Genomic DNA, 4,741 nt, shown 5'->3' on the forward strand with positions numbered 1-4,741 from the left:
GATGGCGTTGATCGCCTGGGGCAGCGTGCCGCCGCTCAGCACGGCCTCCGGAGTCGTGGTCGCGGTGATCGTCGGTGTATCGGACGAGGCGGTGATCCCCGGCGCATCGGACGAGGCGGTGATGATCTCGCCATTGGCCCCGGTCGAGGTGACCGGAGTATCGCCCGCGTCCACGCTGGCGCTGATCGTCGGTGCGGCGTCCAGCGCGGCGGTGATCGTCGGAGCCGCGTCGAGCGCGGCCGCGATCTCGGCCGTTACAGCGGCCGCCAGGGCCGTTGCCTTGAGGCCCTTGCCGTTGGCGTCGGAAACCAGTCGATCCCCCTTGGCCACCTGCTCGCCGACCTCCAGCACGGCCGTGCCGAGCACGATCGTCTCGCCGGCTTTGCCGTCGTCAGCGCCGAAGCGGGTGACGCCCAGGGACTTGGCGTCCGCGCCGCACAGCGCGCCGTCATGGCCCACAAAGCGGTTGGCCGCGACGGCCCCCGAGGCCGTGAACGGCAGGGTCAGGATCGGTCTGTATTGCATCTGTCTCTCCTGTGCCCCCTCGGTCGGGGGATTAGCGAGCCTGCTGGGTCACGATCTCCAGCGCCTCGCCGTAGCTCTTGTCCGGGTGCTCGCTGCGGTACTGCTCGACCGTGGCGTCGAGCTCCGCGCGCTCCGCATCCAGGTTTCCGCCCTGGGCGTTGAACTTGCTCATCTCGGTTTCGGGTTGAGCTTTGGTCTTGGTGGCGATCTCTTTGAAGTCCACCACCTCGGGCAACGCGCCCAGGAATTCCTGGAACCAGGTCAGCGGCGTGATTTCCTTCTTCTCATCCGAGAAGTTGAGAACCGCGACCTCGTCGCCGGCCTCGCTCTCAAGCTGCTCCATGAAGGCCACGATCCCCGCGTCCTTCCACGCCGGAGCCGCCTTGCCCTCGGCCGCGAGCTTGTCGAAATAGCTTTCCAGCGCGGACCGATGCCCCTGCGCCTTGAGCTTGGCCAGCTCGCCGTCCTTGGCCTTGAGCGCCTCGGCCTGCTTCTTCGCGTCCTCCGCGAACTTCGCGGCCTCGGACTCTTTCCCGGCTTGAAGCTCGGCCATCTGCTTTTGCAGGGCGTCGAGCTGTGCCTGTAGATCCATCTGTTCCTCCGTGTTTTTCGGGGGCGCCCCGTTCCCTTGGGCATCCGGGGCGCCCCCGCTCCCCGGCTGGTTTTCCTGCTCGAACGAGTCGAAGCCGCCCTCGGCCTCGAGCTCGAAAACGTCAAATTTTCCCCCGTCGCCGAACTTGACCGGCGTCAGGCCCTTGATCTGCGGCGTGGTCGCACCGAGGAAGGCGATGGCGCGCAGATACGGGCCGCCGCCATCCAGGTCGCGCCAGATCTCAACCGAGCGCTTCGGAAAACGCCCGCCCTCGACCGCCTCACGAAACACTTGCGGAACTTGCTTAGCCTGCGCCAGGACGCGATCACCAACGCGCTTGAGCGCGGTCACCCAGCCGTAGGACGGCTGCTCGGATTGATCGTCTTGGGAGTGGCCGAGAATCAACGGCGCCTCGTGAACCGAGGCGTCATAGCGCGCGATCACACCGTCTATTTTGGACGGATCGGACCAGTCGCCCTGCGGGTATTTGCCCAGCTTGAAGATCTCGAACCAGTTGGTTGCGTCGTTCGGCATGCGCAAAAGCTAACAGGATTATTCGCAGCTCATTGGACGCACCGGACGGACTGGACGCTATCCGCAGGGGCGTCCGCGATTATTCGTCCGGTACGTCCGGCACGTCCAAAACGTCCTCGCCCGCCTGCCTAGAATGGGCGCGCAATGCACCGCTACGGAGGATTCAATGGGACTCGTCAGCTACCTGGGCGCCAGTGTGATCAGCGGCCTGTTGGCCGTTGTGCTGTTCATGGCCGCCTATCACATCGTCGATCGCGCCACGCCGGAGGTGAACTTTGTCGCTGAGATCAAGAACGGCAACCTGGCTGTTGGTCTTGTGCTCGCTGGCCTGTTTGTCGGCCTGGGCCTCGCCATCAGCGGGATATTCTGATCCGCGCTACGAGCGCCTCGCGGCCGAGCTCGAGGCCTTCCTCGGCGTGCCATACGTTTGGGGCGGCGAGGGCCAATCCGGCGCCGACTGTTCCGGATCGCTCTGGTACGTTTGCCGTCGCGCGGGCTTCCATTACCCGCGCACCACGGCGCGCAAGATGTGGGCGGTTTGGGGCGGAACCGAGAAATCAAACTGGCGTGACGGCGAGTTCGGCGACCTGGTTTGGTTCACCTTTTCCGCGCACCGCCCCTTCGGACACGTGGGCATGATCAAGGCCGGCAACGAGTTCTACAACGCGAGCAGCCGACGCGGCTTCGTGCTCGGTCGCTTTACCCCGGGCAACACCTACGACCGGCACTTCGCCGGCATCAAATCTTTGGAGTAAGCATGGATCCGATCCAAACGGTATCCGCGTTCGACATGGCCCTGCAGGTGCTCAAAGCCTTCGGCCTGCCCGGAATCATCCTCATCATCTGGTACTTCGACCATCGCAAGATCGACGCCTACCGTCAGATGGTCAAACAGGACGGGCAGCTTCTGGTCGAGATCCGCGACGCGCTGCTGATGTTCACGCGCGAAACGACGCGCTTGCAGCAGATGATCCACGACAACCAGTTTTGCCCGATGGTAAAACGGGAGACCCGCGGATGAGCGTGCGCGAGGAACGCCTGCGGCTGATGGGGCGGCTCCAGGAATTGCAGCGCGAGCTGAAGCGACTGGAGAACGAGGCGGACGGCTACGTGATGACCATCCGCACCTATCTCCCGCCCTACAGCGACCTGGCCGACCTGGATCAGCTCGATGTGGCCGCCGAGAGCATGCGTCTGCTCGTAGCCTGCCGCAACAAGTGGCGCGAGGTCTCGGCCAAGGCCGAGGCCCTGGAGCGCGATCTTGGGTAAAACCGCCGCCTGGTACGACGAGGCCCAGACCCTCTTTGTGCGCGAGGGCCACAGCCTGGCCGAGATCAGCCGGCGTGTCGGCGTGTCCGCGACCACGCTTTCCAAGTGGAAGGCCAAAGGCGATTGGGAGCGCCTGCGCAAGCGCTACCTAGCAAGCGAGAAGCACTTTGCGCTTGGTCTTGCCGAACTTAAAAATAAGCTGCTCAACCTCGCCCTCGCGGATGAGGATCCTGATCCGCAAAAGGTCTATGCCCTGGCCAAGATTATGGCGGCCTCCCAGCCCTACACGAACCGCGAATTAAAAAAGCTCGAGGAAGACGAGAAGGAAAAGCGCTCTCCGGAGCAGCTCAAGGAGCTGCTGCAAGAGACCCTCCAGCGCTATTACGGCATCGATGTCGTCTGACCGCGTAATCCTCTACCCCTTCCAGCAGCGGTACAGTAACGATCATTCGCGGCTGAAATTCTGGGAGGCCTCCAGGCAGATCGGCAAGAGCTTTACCATCTCATTGGAGGCTATCCAAGAGAGCCTGGCGTTCGACTGTGACGCCATGCTCTGCTCGTCGTCCATGCGCCAATCGATTCACCTGATGCGCAAGGTCTACGCCCATCTGCGTGTACTCGGGGCCATGACCGGGGACACGGTGAAAGCTGAAAAAGAGAGCCGCACAGAATGCGTGCTGCCAAACGGCCGCATGATCTTCAGCCTGCCGAGCAACCCGGACACCATTCGTGGTCACACGGGCAACGTGTACCTCGATGAGTACAGCCGCCATCCTGACCAAACCGAGATCTGGCGCGCGGCCTTCCCGATCACGACGCGGGGCTACAGATTGCGCATCGCCGGTTCCCCTCGTGGCCGCCGAAACCGCTTTTACAAAGTCTCTCAAAACAGGCGCGCCACTAAGTTCACGACGACGATCTACGACGCCGTGGCCGACGGCCTCGACGTTGATATCGATTACATCCGGGAAGGCATGGACGACCCGGACGGCTTCGCCCAGGAGTACGAATGCAAATATATCGACGAGGGTTCGACCCTCCTGTCGCATGAGCTGATCGACCGTGCGGAGGATGAGTTTGCGACGGCTGCCATGCCGTTCGGATTCGTGCCGACCGGAGATATGTTGCTTGGGTTCGATATCGCTCGCCGCCGTCACCTCGCGGTGATATGGCTTTTCGAGCTGCTCGGGGATGTGCTGTGGACGCGCGCCATTATCGAGATGCACAACCGGCCTTTTAAGTACATGCGCGAAACCCTCTATCAATTTCTGCCGATGGTGCGCCGCGCCTGCATCGACTCAACCGGCCTGGGCATGCAGATGGCCGAGGAGGCGCAGGATAAATTCGGCAAGTCCAAGGTGGAGGCCGTGAGCTTCACCGCCGCCGTGAAAGAGGATCTGGCGCTGTCGTTTTACAGAGCCTTTGAAGACGGCCGCATACGAATCCCCCAGGGCGATTTCAAGGTCCGCTCCGACCTGAATTCAGTGGGAAAGGAAATCACTTCCTCGGGAAATATCCGCATCCGTTCTTACGAGGAGGGAGAGGGCCAAGGCGAAGGCGGGAAGGCCAAGGTTTCCCACGCCGATAGGTTCTGGGCCGGTGCCCTGGGGAATCACGCGGCCACCCGGCCTACTATCCAAGTCCCCAACCCCACCACCCGCGGTCGGCGCGAGTCGATCAAGCTGTCGGAGAATTTCAATGTCCAAAGAACTTCTTGGCGAGCGGGCTACTAGAGCCACATCCGCCTACGAGATGCGCAGCCTGCTCGGGCTGCTGCCCAATCCCGATATCGTTCTGCGCCGCGCGGGCAAGTCGATCACC

General features: G+C 62.7%; 8 protein-coding genes. 6 read left to right on the plus strand and 2 right to left on the minus strand.

The annotated features are described in order from the left end of the window. Both P9M14_11915 and P9M14_11920 read right to left on the minus strand, forming a co-directional pair. On the minus strand, nt 1-525 hold a 525-nt coding region (locus P9M14_11915; protein MDP8256445.1), incomplete at its 3' end, for a DUF2190 family protein. Between the two features lie 31 nt (nt 526-556). After that, nucleotides 557-1,651, minus strand: coding sequence for a hypothetical protein (locus P9M14_11920; protein MDP8256446.1), 1,095 nt, complete (start codon nt 1,649-1,651; stop codon nt 557-559). A gap of 166 nt (nt 1,652-1,817) precedes the next feature. Between P9M14_11920 and P9M14_11925 the strand changes: the two genes are divergently transcribed. From P9M14_11925 to P9M14_11950, 6 genes are read left to right on the plus strand one after another with little or no spacing between them, the layout of a single operon-like run. Then, entirely contained in the window at nt 1,818-2,021 is a 204-nt protein-coding gene (locus tag P9M14_11925) for a DUF350 domain-containing protein (GenBank protein ID MDP8256447.1), read from the plus strand. Further along, nucleotides 1,984-2,406 (plus strand): NlpC/P60 family protein, encoded by a 423-nt coding sequence (locus tag P9M14_11930; protein ID MDP8256448.1) that lies wholly within the window; start codon nt 1,984-1,986, stop codon nt 2,404-2,406. The genes P9M14_11925 and P9M14_11930 overlap by 38 nt, the downstream gene beginning before the upstream one ends. Nucleotides 2,407-2,408: 2 nt before the next feature. Next, the gene (locus P9M14_11935) at nt 2,409-2,672 is read left to right on the plus strand and encodes a hypothetical protein (protein MDP8256449.1); all 264 of its coding nucleotides are present in this window, start codon (nt 2,409-2,411) and stop codon (nt 2,670-2,672) included. Beyond that, nucleotides 2,669-2,920, plus strand: coding sequence for a hypothetical protein (locus P9M14_11940; protein MDP8256450.1), 252 nt, complete (start codon nt 2,669-2,671; stop codon nt 2,918-2,920). Before P9M14_11935 ends, P9M14_11940 begins: the two co-directional genes overlap by 4 nt. Beyond that, nucleotides 2,913-3,323, plus strand: a complete 411-nt coding sequence (locus P9M14_11945) for a hypothetical protein (protein ID MDP8256451.1) — start codon at nt 2,913-2,915, stop codon at nt 3,321-3,323. Before P9M14_11940 ends, P9M14_11945 begins: the two co-directional genes overlap by 8 nt. Continuing rightward, nucleotides 3,313-4,653: a terminase family protein gene (locus tag P9M14_11950; protein MDP8256452.1), complete on the plus strand. Its 1,341-nt coding sequence runs from the start codon at nt 3,313-3,315 to the stop codon at nt 4,651-4,653. Before P9M14_11945 ends, P9M14_11950 begins: the two co-directional genes overlap by 11 nt. Nucleotides 4,654-4,741: the final 88 nt, after the last annotated feature.

The sequence above is a fragment of the Candidatus Alcyoniella australis genome (assembly GCA_030765605.1).
GTDB classification, from domain to species: domain Bacteria; phylum Lernaellota; class Lernaellaia; order JAVCCG01; family Alcyoniellaceae; genus Alcyoniella; species Alcyoniella australis.